A 14,244-nucleotide genomic window follows, 5' to 3' on the forward strand; every position below is an offset into this window, starting at 1 on the left:
AATTCGGCTGGGGCCGGATTGAATGTTTTCACTGTCTGTGCTGAGAAAAGTCACCTGTTGAACGAATGTCATGATCCGCTCTGTCGGTCATGCGGGCGAGCCGATGCTTGAAAAAAACGATGCATGGAACGACATGCCCGGAACGCCGGTCGAGCGCCGACTGAACGAAGCGGCCAGGGGCGATGCTGCGGCCGGCCGCTCACTTGATGCCACCGCCCATTCCCTTTCAGGCAGCCGGCGCATGGCGCACGCGCCGTGGCCGCTGACGGGGCGGCCGTTTCTCAAGTTGTTTCTGGTCTGGGCCCTGCTTATGGCAGCCGTCGTGTCCGCACTGGCGGCTTATCAATATGTCAGCCTGCTCGGCGAATTGGCACGGCAGAGCGATGCGTTGCAGGCTGAGGCATCCCGCCGGGCCGATCAGCATGATGCCCATGTAACGGCGCTTTCGGCGGTGGCGCAGGCGCAGCAGGGGGCGGATTATCGCCTCTTGCTCGATGTCGCGGCACCCATTCTGCAATTTTACCCGCGTATTGACGAGGTCCAGCTGGTTTCCCTCAACGAGGCGGGGCCTGTTGTCGGCACACGGCCGCTGGAGAGCGAGCTGGCAGCGACGATCCGCGAGGCGGCATCGGTCTTTACCGGCCGGCCGGCTCTGGTGGCGAGCGATCTCAGACCGGGCCATTACATGATCGTCAAGCGCAGCCCCAATAGCGGGTCGGCCTCGAAGGTGCTGGTGCTTGCCGTCGATGCCGGGCGGCTTCTCGCGTCCGACGCTGCGTTCTGGTCGGAAAAACAGGCGGTGATCCGTCTTAAAATGCCTGGCGGGACAGTCCTTCTCGGCCCACCCACGATGCCGGAAGCGCCGCAATATGTCCGGCAGCTCAGCAGCGCCAGCCAGCCGCTGACACTGGAAGTCGCGCTCGCAATCACCTGGCGGGACCTTTTGCCCGGCCGCGCCCTGCTGGCGGGCGTGGCTGGCGCAAGCGTCGTTTTCTTGCTCTGTATCGTCATGACAAGACAGAGGACGCGCATGCGCGCCGCCGAAAGACGGGCCGAACTGAGCGGCATGGAAGCGAGACTGACCCACGCCTCGCGGGTTAACGCTCTCGGAGAAATGGCGAGCGGCCTTGCCCACGAGCTTACGCAGCCCCTGACGGCGATATTGGCGCAGGCGCAGGCGGGGAGGCGGCTGCTTGCCCGTCAGAATGTCACGGCTCTTTCCGGCGCTCTCGACGATATGATCGATCAGGCGCGGTGCGCCGCGAATATGCTCGACCGGTTCCGCAACTGGTCGCTGCCGCACCGCCAGCCGGTCGCTGCGCATGACCTGCGCGCCGCCCTGCGCAATGTCGATGCGCTGCTTGCCGGCGAAGCGGCCCGGCATGAGGCCAGCATTGATATCGCGATGCCGGAAGTGCCGCTTCCGGTGCGGGTCGATCCCGTCGAAATAGAACAGGTCATGTTCAATTTGCTGCGCAACGCGCTTGACGCACTCACTGCCATTGAAGGCAGACGTGCGATCACGGCAAGATTGAGCCGGAACGGTGATTTCGCCGTTCTCGATGTTGCCGATAACGGCCCCGGCGTAGCGCCCGAGCTGCGCGACCGGTTGTTCACACCTTTCACCACCACGAAAAGCAACGGAATGGGGCTGGGGCTTGCCCTCAGCCAGAGGCTGGTGGAACGCGCCAGCGGTGAAATCCGATACGTCGCGAGTGAGAATGGTGCCCATTTCCGGGTTGTCCTACCGCTTGCACCGGAGGCACGGGACCCATGACGCTGCCCGTCTATCTGGTTGATGACGATGACGCCGTGCGCAAGGCGCTCATCCTGCTTCTCTCCACCGTCGGCATAAAGGCGAAGGGCTTTGCTGATCCCGTGGCGTTTCTCAGCCAGCTTGCCGCCCTCGAGCCGGGCTGCCTGATCCTCGATATTCGCATGCCCGCCATAACCGGATTGAAATTGCAGGAGAAACTGACGGAAGAGGGGATAGACTGGCCGGTCATCATCATTTCCGGTCACGGCAACATCGAAGCCTGCCGCCGGGCCTTCCATAATGGGGCGGTGGATTTTCTCTCCAAGCCGGTCGACGAACAGGATCTCATCGACGCGATCCAGAAAGCGCACCGGATATTGGCCCGCACGCTTGACGCAAAAGCGCTGCAGGCGGAGAATTTGGCGCTCCTGTCGCTGCTGACCGCGCGGGAGCGGGAGATACTTGAACGCATCGCGCTCGGTTTTACTTCGCGCCAGATCGCAGACGGACTTGGTCTGTCGCCACGCACGGTGGACAGCCATCGCGCCGCCATTGGCCTGAAGCTCGGCACAACCTCGCAGGCGGAAATGACAAGGCTTTGGCTGGAAGCGGGTGCGGATCGGTAGAACTACCGAGCAGCCGGAAAGTCTTACGGATTCGCGGCTCAACGCCATCCGCTTAAACTGCAGTCCTCATCAAGCAAGAGGACCTTTTCATGATCCGCAACCTTCTCGTTGTTTCCACTCTGCTCGCTCCTTCGGTCGCCCTGGCGCAGACGCTGCCGACCGCACCTTACCTGCCACTTGAATTGGCGGAAAAGGCGGCCAGTGCAGCACTTCAGGCCTGCTCGGCCAAGGGCAACGCTGTCACCGTTGCCATCGTCGCCCGCGACGGCGCCGTAAAGACGGTCCTGAAAGCAGATGGTTCGGCTCCGCACACGGTCTCCAGCGCCACCGGCAAGGCATTCGCTGCCGCATCGCTCGGCCGTGATATTGGCGAGATTGCCGAATTCATCGCCTCCAAGCCCGCCAATGATGGCCTCCGCAACATGGATGAGCGCATGGTCATTCAGGCAGGCGGGCTGCCGATCAAGATCGGCGACGCGCTCGTCGGCGGTATTGGCGTTGGAGGCGCGCCGTCGGGTGCAATCGATGCCGAATGTGCGCGTGAAGGTCTGAACACGATCGGCGCGAAGTAAGTTTCGTCAATGCGATACGGCGGCTTCGCAAGAGGCCGCCGCTCCTGTGCCGTCGCGCATCAGCCGGCCATTGCTTCCTCGTATTCACTGGAAAGCATCAGCCATTGCTCTTCCGCATCCGATAGCCTGGCAGCGGCTTCGCCACGCTCCTTGACTTTCTGAGCGGCTTTGGCAGGGGCTTTTTCATATAGCGCCGGGTCGGCCAGTTCGGTGTCGAGCGTCTGAATCAGTTTCTCAAGCTTTGCCGTCAGGGATTCGATTTCGTTGATCTTTTTCTTCAACGGCGCGAGTTGGGCACGCTTTTCCGCGCTTGCCTTGCGCTGATCGGCCTTGGAAGCCTGATCGGCAACGGTGTCGCTCTTGTCGTCCTTCTTTTTACCGGAGGAAACGACGAGATCGCGATATTCCTCCATGTCGCCTTCGAACGTCTTGACCGTCCCGTCGGCCACCAACCACAGCCGGTCAACGGTCGCCTCAATAAGATGGCGGTCGTGGGAAATGAGGATCACCGCGCCATTATAATCATTCAGCGCCTCGATCAGCGCCCGGCGGCTGTCGATATCGAGATGGTTGGTCGGTTCGTCGAGGATCAAGAGGTTGGGTGCGTGGAAGGCCGCAAGGCCCATCAGCAGGCGAGCCTTTTCGCCACCGGAAAGGTCTTTGGCAGCCGTCGCCATCTTTTCAGTCGCAAGCCCCATCTGCGCCACGCGTGACCGCACCTGCGCCTCCGGTGCCAGCGGCATCAGCTTGCGCACATGTTCGACCGGGGTTTCATCCGGCACCAGATCGTCGAGCTGATGCTGCGCGAAGAAGCCGATCTTGAGGCCGGGCGCGACGCGAAGATCACCCGCCTGCGGGGCGAGACGGCCGGAAATGAACTTCGCAAAAGTGGATTTGCCGTTGCCGTTGGAGCCGAGCAGCGCAATGCGGTCGTCATTGTCGATGCGCAGGTTGAGGTGTTTCAGAATGGACTTGCCCGGTTCATAGCCGACCGCGCCGCCATTGATGGCAACGATCGGCGAGGCCGGCTGTTTCTCCGGCTCAGGAAACGTGATCGGCTGCACATGATCTTCGATCACGGCGGCGACGGTGCCCATGCGCTCCAGGGCCTTGATGCGGCTCTGCGCCTGACGGGCCTTGGTGGCCTTGGCGCGGAAACGGTCGATGAAGCTCTGCAGGTGTTTGCGCGCGGCGTCGTTTTTCGCCTTGGCTTTCATCTGCAATTCGTCGGCCTCGGCCTTCTGCCGCTCGAACTGATCGTAGCCGCCGCGATAAAAGGCCAGCTTCTTCTGGTCGAGATGCACGATGGAATTGACGGCGTTGTTCAGCAGATCGCGATCATGGCTGATGATAATGACAGTGTGCGGATAGCGGCGGATATATTCTTCCAGCCACAGCGTGCCCTCAAGGTCGAGATAGTTGGTCGGCTCATCGAGCAGCAGCAGATCGGGCTCGGCAAACAGCACCGAGGCGAGCGCCACACGCATGCGCCAGCCGCCTGAAAAGGAGGAGGCTGGGCGGAGTTGCGCTTCATGATCGAAACCGAGACCGGCAAGAATGCTCGATGCACGCGCTTCCGCCGAATGGGCATCGATATCGACAAGCCGCATCTGGATCTCTGCGATACGATGCGGATCGGTTGCGGTCTCCGCCTCCGCTAAAAGCGCGCTGCGCTCCTTGTCAGCGGAAAGCACGATGGAGATGAGAGATTCCTCCGTGCCCGGCGCTTCCTGCGCCACCTGGCCGATGCGGGCCTGTTTCGGAATGGTCACCGAACCGCCCTCTGCCGCGAGATCGCCGGTGATGATGCGGAAAAGGGTGGATTTGCCGGCACCGTTGCGGCCGACGAGGCCCGCCTTCACACCGGCGGGAAGCGTCACGCTGGCGTGGTCAAGGAGCAGACGCCCGGCGATGCGGGCCGAAAGATCGGTAATCGTAATCATGGCGTCGTTTTGGCCGAACTGTGTGACCAAGGCAAGAGCAGGCACGCCACACCGCGGCAGTTATGAGGTCGGAAATGAAGAGGCGGCAAACGGGGACAAGGCGCGGGATGGCAGCTCGTTTTCCGGATATAAGCCCATCCTGAAGGCTTGCCGAAATGTCCTAGCAACCCAACTGCGCGAGATAGCTGTCGCGATTGTGCTGCGCGAGGTCCCTGCAATAACCGACGACGCAGTTGCGGGTGCCGCACCGGGCGCAAAGCAGGGCCAATTCAGCCTGGCTGAAGAATTCCGCGGGCGTTGCGGTGCCGTCCACCGAGGCGACGCCGATTGAAACCGTCAGATGCTCGCCGCCGCCCTCACTCGTCACGAAGCGCAAGGCTTCGACGCTTTGCCGCAGACGTTCAGCGATCGCCTCAGCCGTGTTTTGCGCAACGCCTGCAAACAGGAAAGCAAATTCGTTGCCGCCGATGCGGGCGACAAAATCATCCTTCTTGATCGTCTTGCGAAAGAGCCCAGCAAGCCGCCGCAGGGCCTTGTCTCCGGCGGCGGGGCCGTATTTGGCGTTGATCTCGCGGAAATGGTCGATATTGAGGAGCATCAGCGATGTCGCGGAGGCGGCCCTGTCTCCGGCAAAAAGCTCTCCGAGTTTTTCGAGGAAAGCCGCCCGGTTGGGCAGCGCCGTCAGCACGTCGCGCAGGGAACCGGCCTGCAGTTCGGCGCGCCGCCTTTCGACGTCATGTATTTTCATCAGCCCCATGGAGATGAAATGCCTTAGGCTGGTCTGTTCCTCGTGGATGTCGTCCAGCAATCGGGCGACGCGATCGGTGGCCGGGGACCCAACAGTTTCGTCTTCGCCAAGGCGTCCGATGAAGGCTTCCGTGCGCCTCTGGCCAGCTTCCAGCCTTGCGGAAATCTGTTTCAGCGTTCCAAAGGCCTCGCTGGCCATCTGTTCCGCTTCGATGCGGGAGAAGCCGGGCAAATTGTGCCTCTGGCCAACCAGATCGATCTCGTGCTGTTGCGGCGCATTACCGAGCGCCAGGATGTCTCGGCCCATGGCCGGGTTATGGCCCGACAATATTTCATAGATCAATTCGTAATTGCGCGGCAATGGTGCAATATTCATCCTGGCGATGAACTGCGCGACCTTGGTAAGGACAAGACTACTTCTCGCCTGTTCGCGTTTTTTATCGCCAGCAGATGTCATCGCTGTCAGCTCCAGTATCGATGGTCTTATCAATCGAACGAAATAACCGTTTTCTGAATGGCCAAATCATAGGCGAGACGGCTTAAAATTGGCTAAACCAGCGAGCGAAATTCATCACTTCCAGGTTTTATTTCGGCCCTTGGCGAACGGAACCTTTCAAACGTCCTTTGATTGATAACATGACAAATGCTGATTTGATTTCCGGCTCCCGCCGATTTTATATCGCTTGGCCGTTATTGCAGAGAAGGTGCAGCCCATGACGAATTCCCGAACCCTCTATTCGCTCTGCGGAAGCGATGTCTCCAGGCCATTTTCCCCCCATTGCTGGAAAACCGTGTTTTCGTTGGCGCATAAGGGACTGGATTTCGAAGAGCGTCCGTTGCCCTTCACCGTCATCCCGACCGTGGAGGATGGTTTTTCGAAGACGGTGCCGATCCTGCGGGACGGCGACCGGCTGGTGAGCGACAGTTTCGAGATTGCCCTTTATCTGGACGAGGCCTACCCGGAGCGGCCGTCATTGTTCGATGGGGAGGGCGGCAAGGCCATGGCGCGCTTTGTCGAAAGCTGGTCCCAAACCCAGCTGCATCCGGCCATCGTCCGTATCGCCGTGCTGGACATCCACAATATGCTGGATGAGCCGGATCGTCGTTATTTTCGCGAAAGCCGGACAAGGGCGCTTGGCCGCCCGCTCGAGGATGTCGTCGCCAACCGCGAAGACGAGATCGCCGCCTTTCCTGCTTTGCTCGCTCCCATCCGCCGGATGCTGAGTTTTCAGCCCTTCATCGGCGGCACGTCCCCGCTTTTTTCGGATTACATCGTTTTTGGCGCGCTGCAATGGGCGAGGATCACCACCGGTGCTGATCTGTTTTCAGATAATGACCCTGTGCGCGACTGGTTCGAAGGGTGCCTCGATCTTTACGATGCAAGGGGTCGCAGTGTGACAGCGGCGTGAAATGTCTGCCGTCAGTGCCGCAATCTCATTGATCCCCCTTGTTTTCGGGCCTTTGGGCGGGTAAAGACCGCCCACTTTCTCTGAAGGAAAAGGAAACGGACACATGGCGATTGAACGCACATTTTCGATGATCAAGCCGGACGCAACCAAGCGTAACCTCACGGGCGCGATCACCAAGGTATTTGAAGACAACGGCCTGCGCGTCGTCGCCTCCAAGCGCGTCTGGATGAGCAAGCGCGAAGCCGAAGGCTTCTACGCCGTCCACAAGGAGCGCCCCTTCTTCGGCGAACTCGTTGAAGGCATGACTTCCGGCCCGACCATCGTTCAGGTTCTGGAAGGCGAAAACGCCATCCTCAAGAACCGCGAAATCATGGGCGCCACCAACCCGGCCCAGGCCGCTGAAGGCACCATCCGCAAGACCTTCGCGCTTTCCATCGGCGAAAACTCCGTTCACGGTTCCGACGCTCCGGAAACCGCCGCTCAGGAAATCGCCTATTGGTTCGCCGAAACCGAAATCGTCGGCTGATTCAAAGTCTCAACGGCTTGAATCGCTCTATCAGGCGATTGCTCGAAGCCGCTGAAAAGACTCGAAGAAGCGGAGCCGAAAGGCTCCGTTTTTTGTTTTTGGATGCGATAAGGGATGCCGCACCCGCCTTCATCATCATTCCTGTGACAAGCACAGGGACGAGGAGAGGTTGCACTCGCTCCGTCAGTCCCTACGACGCCGGGCACCCCTGAGCCGGCCGCATATCGGTCGTTCCGTCAGGTTTAAACACCTCCGGATTGGGCGTATAGAGGGGGCCGACGACCAGCGGCTTGGCGGGGAGAGCCGACTGGTCGGTATCGGAGCGGATGGTGGTCTCGATCGTCTGCAGAATGTCGCCATCCGGCCCTTTGATGCGGACGGTGACCCTGTAGGGCCGGTCCTGCTTCACACATTCGACCGGCCGGCTCTGAACGGTGATCCTTTCGTCCTTCGGAAAAATCTTCTCGCGGGTGGTGAGGTCGGGCCCTCCGCGAGGGTTTTCGAATGTTGCTTCAACGCTGCTGCCATCGCGAATGGGGGCAATACGCTGCAGCGTCACCAGATAGGTGGCAATGGCCACGCGATAGTTGAAGACGAACATGCGGCCGGAAACCTTCGCCACCTCGCGCGGTTCGTCGCGCTGACAGCCGGAAAGGGTGAGTATCGCCACCATTGCCAGCAATGGCAGGCCGGTTCTCTTCATGACCGCGTCTCCTTCGTGCGGTGATAGTGCCGGCTGGCTTTCTGCCGGTTGCCGCACACCGCCATATCGCACCAGATCCGGCTTCTGTTTCTGCTGCGGTCGATGAACAGCCAGCCGCAATTGCCGCAGATCCTCAACCGCTGCCGTGGTTCGTCCGCAAGCAGCGACAGTGCGGAGTGGGCGGTGGCATTGGCGAGATGTTCTGCCTTCGGGAACATGCGCAGGGCGGCGCTGCAAGCGAAGAGAAACTGCGCCAGTTTCCCGTTGTCCTCGCCGCCATCGGCGATGGACGAGCGAAAATAATCGTCGATTGCCTCGCGCAGATCGAAAAGAACCGGCCGTCTCTCTTCGTCGGGCGCGACGAGGGCGGGAAATCTTTCTCGCTCCGCACCAAGCCGTGTCGCCGCTTCGGCGAAGGTGGCGATCTGCCCGGCCACGGCGAAGCGGTCTACCGATCTAGCGGCGTCTGAACGCAGGATCACGCTGTTGGCAACATCCAGCGCCAATGCGCCGCCCGCGAAACGATGTTCTGTCCAGCGAAAGGTCATGCCGCACATTATAACTATCAAAACAGGTTTTAATAGTTATAATCACAGCGGGAGGATGCGTTTGGCCTATTTCATGCAACAATTGCTGAATGCCGTGCCGGTCGCCGCGCTTTATGCGGCTCTGGCCTTTGGTTATGCCGTCGCCTTTTCAGTCACCAGACGCGCCGATGTCACCTATGGCGCCATATTCGCCTTTGCTGGCCAGACATGCCTGCTTTTTGCCGATTTCGGCTGGAACCGCCTGTGGCTTGTTCTGCCGGCGACATTGGCGCTAGGGGCAGGGGCGGGCCTGTTCGGCGGGCTGTGGGCGGCGGGTTTCATCGGCAGGGTGGTGATGCGGCCGTTAGCGAAAGCCTCTCCCAACGCGGTGACGGTCGCTTCCATCGGGGTGTTGATAGCGCTGACGGAAAGTGCAAGGCTGGCCGCCGATACACGGCAATTATGGCTCCCGCCGCTTTTGTCGGAGCCGATACGTTTCTGGGCCGATGGCGGCTTCGCCGTGACGCTGACGCCGATGCAAATGCTGAATACGATGGCCTTCAGCCTGATCATTCTCGCCGGATCGTTTTATCTTGGCCGCTCCGCTTTCGGCAGGCGCTGGAAGGCAGTGTCGGACGATGCTTTTGCTGCAGCCTTATGCGGGGTAAATGCAGGCCGGATATTTCTCATGTCCTATTGCGCGGCGGGTCTCGTCGCCGCCATTGCGGGCGTGCTGGCCACATTTTATTACGGCACCATGGATTTCGGGGCCGGTCTGGTCTTTGGCCTGAAGGTGGTGCTGATTTCTGCGGCAGGCGGTTATGCCAGTCCGCTCATCTGTGGGCTGGGAGCCGCCGCTGTCGGTTTTGCAGAAACTTTCTGGGTCGGTTACGGACCGGCCGCCTGGCGGGATGCGATGGTCCTCGCGATGCTGGTCGGCTGGCTGGTTATCATGCGCAGCAGGGTTGAAGCGCCTTAGGGCATTGACGAAAGCGGTGCCCGCTTCCACCGGACCATGCGGGAAGAACAAGGCGTTATCGCCACTTTTCCCTGGCGGTATCGTCGGTTGTCTTTGCCGCAACCCACTCGCCCGCCGTTCCATCCTTGCCATGTTCCTTTTTCCAGAACGGCGCGGATGTTTTCAAGTAGTCCATCACGAAATTCGCGCCATCGAAGGCTGCCTGTCGATGCGATGAAGCGGCGATGACGAGGACGATATTTTCGCCCGTGGCGATCTTGCCGTGGCGATGGATGGCGGTGAGGCCAAGCAGGCCGAAGCGTTCCATCGCGAGCTTGGCGATGCGCGTCATTTCCGCTTCCGCCATGCCGGGATAATGTTCCAGTTCCAGCGCCGCGAGCGTGCCGCCATCATCCCGGCAGAGCCCGGTGAAGGCGACAACCGCGCCGATGCTCCTGTCACCTTCCGTCAGACGGCGGGTTTCTTCCGCAGCGTCGAAATCCTCTGCCTGGACACGGACGGTCGGCTGCATTCGCTCATCCCCCCGTCATCGGTGGGAATATGCCGATCTCGCGCGCGCCGACGATGCTTTCATCATGCTCGACGTGTTCCTGATTGACCGCAACGCGGATGACATTGGGAAATTCGAAGGCAGCCTCGTAATTTTCACCGCGCGTCGCAAGCCAGGCAATCAGCTCGCCGGCCGTAGTGATGGAGGAAGGGAGGTCCAGCTCCTCTTCATCCGTGCCGATCTTCTCGCGAACCCAGGCGAAATAAACGATCCGTGTCATCATTCTTCGTCCACGATGTGCTTGAGGCCAGCCTTGAAGTAATCATAACCGGTATACATGGTGAGCGCTGCGGCCAGCCAGAGAAGCGTGATGCCCATCTCGGTCGTGTATGGCAGAACCTTGTCGCCGGCAGGACCCGCGAGCAGGAAAGCGATGGCGACCATCTGGATGGTGGTCTTCCATTTGGCGATGCGGGTGACGGGAACGCTGACCTTCAGCGCCGCCAGATATTCGCGCAGGCCGGAAACAAGAATTTCACGGCAGAGAATGGTGATGGCCGCCCAGAGCGACCAGCCGGCAATGGTGCCGTCGGCCGCCATCAGAAGCAGGACGGATGCGACCAGCAGCTTGTCAGCGATCGGGTCCAGCATGCGGCCGATATTCGACGTCTGGTTCCAGATGCGTGCCAGATAACCGTCGAGGAAATCGGTCAGCGAGGCGATGATGAACAGCCACAGTGCCGTCCAGCGCGCAAAATCCGAACTCTCCAGTTTTCCTTCAACGTAAAAGCAAAGGACAATGACCGGAACAGCGAGAATCCGGCCATAAGTGAGGAGGTTGGGAATGCTGTATGCGCGCGAAGCCATGGGGAAACCTGTCAGTCTGAGATCAGCTGCCTTGATGCCGCCGCTAGGGCATAGCGTCAACACGTGATTATGTTTTTTTAGCAGGTCAGCCCCGCCGTTCTGCGTCAATCGCTGCCGCTCTCGTGGAAGTGATTGTAAATTTGCCGCGCCACCGTCTCGGAAATGCCGGTGACGGCCATCAGGTCATTGAGGCCCGCGCGGGAAACCGCCTTGGCGGTTCCAAAATGCTGCAGCAACGAACGTTTGCGCCCCGGTCCGATTCCCGAGATTTCGTCCAGCGGATTGCGCACCATTTCCTTCTTGCGCCGGGCCCGGTGCGATCCGATCGCGAAACGGTGCGCCTCGTCACGCATGCGCTGAATGAAGTAGAGCACGGGATCACGTGGCGGCAGGGAAAAATCGCTGCGCCCGTCCGCGAAGAAACGTTCACGGCCCGCCTCGCGGTCCATGCCTTTGGCGACGCCGATGGCGGTTACGCAGTCGCGAATGCCGAGTTCGTCGAGGATGGCCCGCACCGCCGTCATCTGCCCCTGACCACCATCGATCAGGATCACGTCCGGCCAGGCGGGGAAGGGCATGTCGGCAGCTTCTTCTGCTGTCGGTATGCGCTCGCGATCCGGCTTTCCTTCTTCTTTCAGCAGGCGTGAGAAGCGGCGGGTCATCACCTCCCGCATCATGCCGAAATCGTCGCCCGGCGTGATGTCGGTCGATTTGATATTGAACTTGCGATACTGGTTCTTCACGAAACCTTCCGGCCCCGCCACCACCATGCCGCCGACCGCATTGGTGCCCATGATGTGCGAGTTATCGTAGATTTCGATCCGCCGAGGCACGTAGGCAAGGCCGAAAGTCTCGGCAAAGCCCTTCAGCAGCCGCGCCTGAGACGATGTTTCCGCGAGCTTGCGGCCGTGCGCCTCGCGGGCATTGGCAAGCACGTGATCGGTAATGTCCTTCTTCTCGCCGCGCTGCGGCACGCTGATCGTGACCTTGTGCCCGGCTTTCTCCCCGAGGGCGGCCGCCAGCAGTTCCTGTTCCTCCACCGTTTCGGAAAGCAGGATCTGTTTCGGCACCGGCTTGTCGTCGTAGAACTGCGCCAGAAACGCGTTGAGAATTTCCGAGCCGGGCAGGGACGGATCGGCCTTGGGGAAATAGGCGCGGTTGCCCCAGTTCTGGCCGGTGCGGAAAAAGAACACCTGAATACAGGAAATGCCGCCTTCGTGGTGGATGGCGAAGACATCCGCCTCTTCAATGCCGGCGGGGTTGATGCCCTGGTGGCTCTGTACGTGCGAAAGTGCCGCTAGCCGGTCGCGATAGATGGCGGCGCGCTCGAAATCGAGGTCTTCGGAAGCCTCGTTCATTTGTCGGGCAATTGCGGTCTTGACGCTCTGGCTCTTGCCGGACAGGAAATCCTTGGCTTCCTTGACCAGCTCCGCGTAGCCCTCGTCGCTGATCTCATGCGTACAGGGCCCGGAACAGCGCTTGATCTGGTACAGAAGACAGGGACGGGTGCGGGTTTCGAACACACTGTCTGTGCAGGTGCGTATCAGGAAGGCGCGCTGCAGCGAATTGATCGTGCGGCCAACCGCGCCGGCGGACGCGAAGGGTCCGAAATAGTCGCCCTTGCGCGCCCTTGCTCCCCGGTGCTTGAAGATCGCTGGGGCACGGTTGTCGGCGGTGATGAGAATATAGGGGAAGGACTTGTCGTCGCGCAGAAGTACGTTAAATCGCGGCCGCAAGCGCTTGATTAGATTCGCTTCCAGAAGAAGCGCCTCGGTCTCCGTGCGGGTGGTGACGAATTCCATGTGCGTGGTATGACGCACCATCTGGGCGATGCGGTTGGAATGCACGCGGCCCTGCGCATAATTGCCGACGCGCTTCTTCAACGAGCGTGCCTTGCCGACGTAAAGCACGTCGCCCGCCTCGTTGAACATGCGATAGACACCCGGCGCATTGGGCAGGTGTTTGACGAATTCGCCAATGAGGTCCATGCCCCTCAGGCCGGATTCGTTCTTCCATCCCGCATTCCAGTCCATGCCGGCGACGTCGCGCGGAGCCTCGGCCGTTTCCGTTGCGGCAAGGCTTGCATCGTCATCTTCGTCGTCGGTTTCATCGAAGAGAATACCGCCATCAGGCAGCTTCTTTCCGTTCATTCAGGTATCTCCGCCACGTCAGGGGTTTCCCAGCCAAGGTGCTGGCCGCCGTCGAGCGCGATCATTTGTCCGGTGACCGACGGCGTGTCGTAAAGAAAGCGAATCGTCCGCCCGAACTCGTCCGGCGCAGGACCACGCTTTAATATAAGGCCGTCGATCTGCGCCTGAAAGTCCTCGGGCGCCTGTCTTTCGCTTTTGAAGGTGGGCCCAGGCCCGATGGCATTCACCCTGACGCGCGGCGCGAAGCTCTGCGCCATCGTCCGTGTGGCGGTCCAAAGCGCTGATTTCGAAAGGGTGTAGGAATAAAAGCGTGGCGTGAGCGCAAGCACACGCTGGTCGATGATATTGACGATCATCCCGGATTTATCGGCGGGCAACTGTTCGACAAAGGCGGCGGCGATGAGGGAAGGCGCCCGCACATGCACGGCAAAATGCGCATCGAAGATATCAGGGTCAGGCGCTTCCGCCGTGTCGCCGAGAAAAACAGACGCATTGTTGACGACGACGCCGATGGGGCCGAGGGCGGAAGACGCCTTTTCGATCAGCGCCGCTGTCGGGGCTGATTGTGTCAGGTCCGCCTGAACGGCTGCAGCCCTGCCACCTTTCTGCCTTATTTCGTTAGCGAATTCCTCCGCCTGCGCGATCGATTCATTGGCATGGACCGCGATCGCAAAGCCGTGGCTGGCCAGATCGGTGGCGATAGCGCGCCCAAGCCGCCGCGCGGCCCCGGTAATCAAGACTGTCTTCGGTATATCTTCTTTCACAGCGGACCTGCATTTGCTCATACACGCCCTATTTGCTGGATATAAATGCAAATCGCAAGCTGTCACTCGGCCCGAAAAGAATTGGGCGATTTTTTATTCACAATGCAATTTCGGTTTAATTTTAATATAACGAAGTTTAAAGGCGATCTATTTTTGTTTAGCCTTCTGTTAGGGTTAATAAAACC

General features: G+C 60.1%; 15 protein-coding genes. 6 read left to right on the plus strand and 9 right to left on the minus strand.

Features of this window, described 5'->3' with window-relative positions; all coding sequences use genetic code 11:
- Positions 1-70: 70 nt before the first annotated feature.
- From K7A42_RS18830 to K7A42_RS18840, 3 genes are all read left to right on the plus strand, one after another.
- Positions 71-1,777: a sensor histidine kinase gene (locus tag K7A42_RS18830; protein ID WP_282455696.1), complete on the plus strand. Its 1,707-nt coding sequence runs from the start codon at positions 71-73 to the stop codon at positions 1,775-1,777.
- Positions 1,774-2,382, plus strand: coding sequence for a response regulator transcription factor (locus K7A42_RS18835; RefSeq protein ID WP_004441091.1), 609 nt, complete (start codon positions 1,774-1,776; stop codon positions 2,380-2,382). The genes K7A42_RS18830 and K7A42_RS18835 overlap by 4 nt, the downstream gene beginning before the upstream one ends.
- An 89-nt stretch (positions 2,383-2,471) precedes the next feature.
- Positions 2,472-2,954 carry a GlcG/HbpS family heme-binding protein gene (locus K7A42_RS18840; RefSeq protein ID WP_077987776.1) on the plus strand — a complete coding sequence of 161 codons (483 nt, stop codon included), beginning with the start codon at positions 2,472-2,474 and terminating at the stop codon, positions 2,952-2,954.
- Between the two features lie 59 nt (positions 2,955-3,013).
- On the opposite strand, the gene K7A42_RS18845 is transcribed toward K7A42_RS18840, so the two are convergent.
- Both K7A42_RS18845 and K7A42_RS18850 read right to left on the minus strand, forming a co-directional pair.
- Positions 3,014-4,897 (minus strand): ABC-F family ATP-binding cassette domain-containing protein, encoded by a 1,884-nt coding sequence (locus K7A42_RS18845; RefSeq protein WP_044458763.1) that lies wholly within the window; start codon positions 4,895-4,897, stop codon positions 3,014-3,016.
- A gap of 160 nt (positions 4,898-5,057) precedes the next feature.
- Positions 5,058-6,101 carry a GGDEF domain-containing protein gene (locus K7A42_RS18850; protein WP_072494262.1) on the minus strand — a complete coding sequence of 348 codons (1,044 nt, stop codon included), beginning with the start codon at positions 6,099-6,101 and terminating at the stop codon, positions 5,058-5,060.
- Positions 6,102-6,357: 256 nt separating this feature from the next.
- Between K7A42_RS18850 and K7A42_RS18855 the strand changes: the two genes are divergently transcribed.
- Both K7A42_RS18855 and ndk read left to right on the plus strand, forming a co-directional pair.
- Positions 6,358-7,053 (plus strand): glutathione S-transferase family protein, encoded by a 696-nt coding sequence (locus K7A42_RS18855; protein ID WP_004441100.1) that lies wholly within the window; start codon positions 6,358-6,360, stop codon positions 7,051-7,053.
- Positions 7,054-7,156: 103 nt separating this feature from the next.
- Positions 7,157-7,579 (plus strand): nucleoside-diphosphate kinase, encoded by a 423-nt coding sequence (ndk, locus tag K7A42_RS18860; protein ID WP_003496769.1) that lies wholly within the window; start codon positions 7,157-7,159, stop codon positions 7,577-7,579.
- A gap of 190 nt (positions 7,580-7,769) precedes the next feature.
- Here the strand turns inward: ndk and K7A42_RS18865 are convergent, their stop codons facing one another.
- Both K7A42_RS18865 and K7A42_RS18870 read right to left on the minus strand, forming a co-directional pair.
- Positions 7,770-8,282 (minus strand): hypothetical protein, encoded by a 513-nt coding sequence (locus K7A42_RS18865; RefSeq protein ID WP_282455697.1) that lies wholly within the window; start codon positions 8,280-8,282, stop codon positions 7,770-7,772.
- Entirely contained in the window at positions 8,279-8,839 is a 561-nt protein-coding gene (locus K7A42_RS18870; RefSeq protein WP_282455698.1) for a CGNR zinc finger domain-containing protein, read from the minus strand. Before K7A42_RS18870 ends, K7A42_RS18865 begins: the two co-directional genes overlap by 4 nt.
- Positions 8,840-8,891: 52 nt before the next feature.
- Between K7A42_RS18870 and K7A42_RS18875 the strand changes: the two genes are divergently transcribed.
- Positions 8,892-9,788, plus strand: a complete 897-nt coding sequence (locus K7A42_RS18875; protein ID WP_282455699.1) for a branched-chain amino acid ABC transporter permease — start codon at positions 8,892-8,894, stop codon at positions 9,786-9,788.
- A gap of 55 nt (positions 9,789-9,843) precedes the next feature.
- Here the strand turns inward: K7A42_RS18875 and K7A42_RS18880 are convergent, their stop codons facing one another.
- From K7A42_RS18880 to K7A42_RS18900, 5 genes are all read right to left on the minus strand, one after another.
- Entirely contained in the window at positions 9,844-10,299 is a 456-nt protein-coding gene (locus tag K7A42_RS18880) for a molybdenum cofactor biosynthesis protein MoaE (RefSeq protein ID WP_022555953.1), read from the minus strand.
- Positions 10,300-10,303: 4 nt separating this feature from the next.
- A complete protein-coding gene (moaD, locus tag K7A42_RS18885; RefSeq protein ID WP_006700176.1) occupies positions 10,304-10,558 on the minus strand; it encodes a molybdopterin converting factor subunit 1 in 255 nt (84 codons plus the stop codon).
- A complete protein-coding gene (gene pgsA, locus K7A42_RS18890; RefSeq protein ID WP_004441114.1) occupies positions 10,558-11,145 on the minus strand; it encodes a CDP-diacylglycerol--glycerol-3-phosphate 3-phosphatidyltransferase in 588 nt (195 codons plus the stop codon). The genes moaD and pgsA overlap by 1 nt, the downstream gene beginning before the upstream one ends.
- Positions 11,146-11,249: 104 nt before the next feature.
- Positions 11,250-13,295, minus strand: coding sequence for an excinuclease ABC subunit UvrC (uvrC, locus tag K7A42_RS18895; RefSeq protein WP_282455700.1), 2,046 nt, complete (start codon positions 13,293-13,295; stop codon positions 11,250-11,252).
- Positions 13,292-14,080: an SDR family oxidoreductase gene (locus tag K7A42_RS18900; protein ID WP_153775395.1), complete on the minus strand. Its 789-nt coding sequence runs from the start codon at positions 14,078-14,080 to the stop codon at positions 13,292-13,294. Before K7A42_RS18900 ends, uvrC begins: the two co-directional genes overlap by 4 nt.
- Positions 14,081-14,244 lie beyond the last annotated feature (164 nt).

Origin of the sequence: Agrobacterium sp. InxBP2, assembly GCF_026191755.1 — a bacterium.
GTDB classification, from domain to species: Bacteria; Pseudomonadota; Alphaproteobacteria; order Rhizobiales; family Rhizobiaceae; genus Agrobacterium; species Agrobacterium pusense.

Coding starts and splice junctions, on each gene's coding strand:
- K7A42_RS18830 (WP_282455696.1), top strand. CDS start 71: ATGATCCGCTCTGTCGGTCATGCGGGCGAGCCGATGCTTGAAAAAAAC.
- K7A42_RS18835 (WP_004441091.1), top strand. CDS start 1,774: ATGACGCTGCCCGTCTATCTGGTTGATGACGATGACGCCGTGCGCAAG.
- K7A42_RS18840 (WP_077987776.1), top strand. CDS start 2,472: ATGATCCGCAACCTTCTCGTTGTTTCCACTCTGCTCGCTCCTTCGGTC.
- K7A42_RS18845 (WP_044458763.1), bottom strand. CDS start 4,897: ATGATTACGATTACCGATCTTTCGGCCCGCATCGCCGGGCGTCTGCTC.
- K7A42_RS18850 (WP_072494262.1), bottom strand. CDS start 6,101: ATGACATCTGCTGGCGATAAAAAACGCGAACAGGCGAGAAGTAGTCTT.
- K7A42_RS18855 (WP_004441100.1), top strand. CDS start 6,358: ATGACGAATTCCCGAACCCTCTATTCGCTCTGCGGAAGCGATGTCTCC.
- ndk (WP_003496769.1), top strand. CDS start 7,157: ATGGCGATTGAACGCACATTTTCGATGATCAAGCCGGACGCAACCAAG.
- K7A42_RS18865 (WP_282455697.1), bottom strand. CDS start 8,282: ATGAAGAGAACCGGCCTGCCATTGCTGGCAATGGTGGCGATACTCACC.
- K7A42_RS18870 (WP_282455698.1), bottom strand. CDS start 8,839: ATGTGCGGCATGACCTTTCGCTGGACAGAACATCGTTTCGCGGGCGGC.
- K7A42_RS18880 (WP_022555953.1), bottom strand. CDS start 10,299: ATGCAGCCGACCGTCCGTGTCCAGGCAGAGGATTTCGACGCTGCGGAA.
- moaD (WP_006700176.1), bottom strand. CDS start 10,558: ATGACACGGATCGTTTATTTCGCCTGGGTTCGCGAGAAGATCGGCACG.
- pgsA (WP_004441114.1), bottom strand. CDS start 11,145: ATGGCTTCGCGCGCATACAGCATTCCCAACCTCCTCACTTATGGCCGG.
- uvrC (WP_282455700.1), bottom strand. CDS start 13,295: ATGAACGGAAAGAAGCTGCCTGATGGCGGTATTCTCTTCGATGAAACC.
- K7A42_RS18900 (WP_153775395.1), bottom strand. CDS start 14,080: ATGAGCAAATGCAGGTCCGCTGTGAAAGAAGATATACCGAAGACAGTC.